The organism is Janthinobacterium sp. AD80, from assembly GCF_002878455.1.
In the GTDB taxonomy this organism is placed as follows: Bacteria; Pseudomonadota; Gammaproteobacteria; order Burkholderiales; family Burkholderiaceae_D; genus Janthinobacterium.
On the sequence record NZ_NRDQ01000249.1, the window covers coordinates 1 to 2195 of the forward strand.

Below are 2195 nucleotides of genomic sequence, written 5' to 3' on the forward strand. Positions count from 1 at the left end.
GCGCCGCTGGCGCCGTGGCATGCGCGCGCGAGACGCCGGGCGCCTCTTGCGCGGCCAGCCCCTGGCCCAGCTGGAAACCCAGCGCGAACAGCAGCACCAGCAAGGCCGCCACCGCGAAAAACCCGACGGCCACCAGGCGCGGGGTAAGACTCAAGCGATATTCCATGGTTCACTCGGCAAGGTTAAGGTGCATCGGTCATAGCGGGCATAGCGGGCACTCAAGGCACGGCCACGGTCATCTGCCCCGGCATGCAGATTTCAATCACGCCGCCAAACATGCACATCAGCTTGGAAGCGTTGTTCAGGGTGGGCATATTGCCCAGCAAAACCGTGGGCGAACCGGGCATCCACGGCGCGCTGGTCATGGGAATGCACGGCATGGGCACCAGCACGCCCAGCGCCGCCGCCGTGGCCGCCGCCACCTGCGGGTTGGCCATGGACATGCACATGCCAAACGGCAAGATGTTGACCATGGGTTTGTTGTCCATGATGTTGGCGTCGGGCATGATCGTCATGACCTTGTTCAGCGGCAGCACCATCAAGGTGCCGGGCGCCATGCCGAACGAGCATTTCAGCATCGCCCCGGCGCAGACTTGTTGTCCCATCAGTCCCCCCTCACGAGTTTTTTCAGGCGCGCGAGCAGGGCCGGCGCCGCCTCGGCATTGCCCTGGCGCCGGCCCTGCGCATCGAAGCGGACGGGCGCCGCCAGCGGCACGCCATCGCGGTAAATCACTTCTTCCATCAGCGCGCCACCCGGCCAGTAGCGGCGCAGCGGCCCGTGCAGCAGGTTGGCGCGGTACTGGCAGCGCTGCAGCACCTGGCCATCGGCGTCGTAATCGGCGCTCTCGCCCTCCAGCAGGCCGGCGCGGTACCAGGCGCTGCGCACCTGCCGTCCCTCGTGGTAGAACAGGGCCTGGCCATCGAGCTGGCCGGCCACCAGCTGCAGCCGCGCCGTCATCTGGCCCGCCTCGTCGAACGACAGCGAAGGCCCGCTGGCCACGCCGCCCGACATGGTCTGCGCCGCGATGCGCCGGCCGTGGATGAAAGTTTCGATCAAGCCATGCGCCAGGCCGTGCTGGAAGGCGCTGCGCTGCACCACCACGCCGTCGTCGCCAAACAGGGCCACCGTGCCGTGCAGCTTGCCGTCGATAAAATGCGCCGTCATGGCCGGCTGGCCGTCCGGCCCATATTGCTCCAGCGGGCCATGCAGCACGCCGCCGGCCATGGTGCTGCGCAACAGCAGCACGCCAGCGTCATCGTGCTGCTCGACCACGCTGGTTTCGCGCGCGGCGGCGGGGCTGGCGTTAAAGTCGGTCGTCATCTAGTTCACCTTCGCCATGGCGCCCTTGAGCGTCAGCATGGCGCCCGCTTCCACCGTCTGCGTGGCGTCGGCCTTGCTGTTGATGACGGGCGCCTTATGGTCGATCTGCACGCCAGCCTTGGTGCTCAGCTTGGTTCCCGCCTCGCAGGCCAGCTCCGTGCCCGCCTTGTTGCTCAGCGCCGTACCGGCCTTGGCCGCCAGGGTGGTGCCCGCTTCCAGCGCCACGGCGCCGTCCGAGACGATCTTGATGGCGCCCTTCACCGTGATGCTCAGGGTGCCGTCGATGGTCAGCGCATAATCGCCCTTGACCGTGTGCTTGAACGCGGCTTCGTTGGCGTGCGTCTCGGCGCCCGTCACGGCCACGCCGCGCGTGCCTGCCACCTTGTGCGTTTCCTTGCCCTTCTTGACGTCCACCGTGCGGTCGCCCTCGTCCAGGGTATGCAGCTCGGCGCCCTTCTTGACGGTTGTCGTCAGCGCGTTCTCGATTTCCACCAGCATGTCCTTCTGCGCGTGCAGGTAGAGCTGTTCGGCGTCCTTCTTGTCCTCGAAGCGCAGCTCGTTGCCGGCACTGCCCTGCTTGGACGACAGGGTGCGCAGGATCGATTGCGTCTGGTTGGCCGGCAAGGTGGCCGGCGTGACATTCGTGCCGTTGTAGACGCTGCCCGTCACCAGCGGCCGGTCCGGATCGCCGTTCATGTAGCTGATCACCACTTCATGCCCCACGCGCGGCAGGAAAAAGGCGCCCACGCCCTTGCCCGCCGTCGCCTGCGCCACGCGTATCCATGGCGCGCGCTTGTCGTCGGCCGCGTCGCGGTCCCACGGAAAGCGCACCTTGATGCGGCCGTATTGGTCGGTCCAGATTTCCTCCCGGCCG

The 2195-nt window shown here is 67.2% G+C and carries 3 protein-coding genes; all 3 read right to left on the reverse strand.

Annotated elements, in window-relative coordinates; translation table 11 throughout:
- Positions 1–218: 218 nt before the first annotated feature.
- Positions 219–605 carry a DUF4280 domain-containing protein gene (locus tag JaAD80_RS28010; protein WP_102299423.1) on the reverse strand — a complete coding sequence of 129 codons (387 nt, stop codon included), beginning with the start codon at positions 603–605 and terminating at the stop codon, positions 219–221.
- Positions 605–1321: a toxin-antitoxin system YwqK family antitoxin gene (locus tag JaAD80_RS28015; RefSeq protein WP_102299425.1), complete on the reverse strand. Its 717-nt coding sequence runs from the start codon at positions 1319–1321 to the stop codon at positions 605–607. Before JaAD80_RS28015 ends, JaAD80_RS28010 begins: the two co-directional genes overlap by 1 nt.
- Positions 1322–2195, reverse strand: an 874-nt coding sequence (gene tssI, locus JaAD80_RS28020) for a type VI secretion system tip protein TssI/VgrG (protein ID WP_146012578.1), incomplete at its 5' end; no start/stop codon positions are given.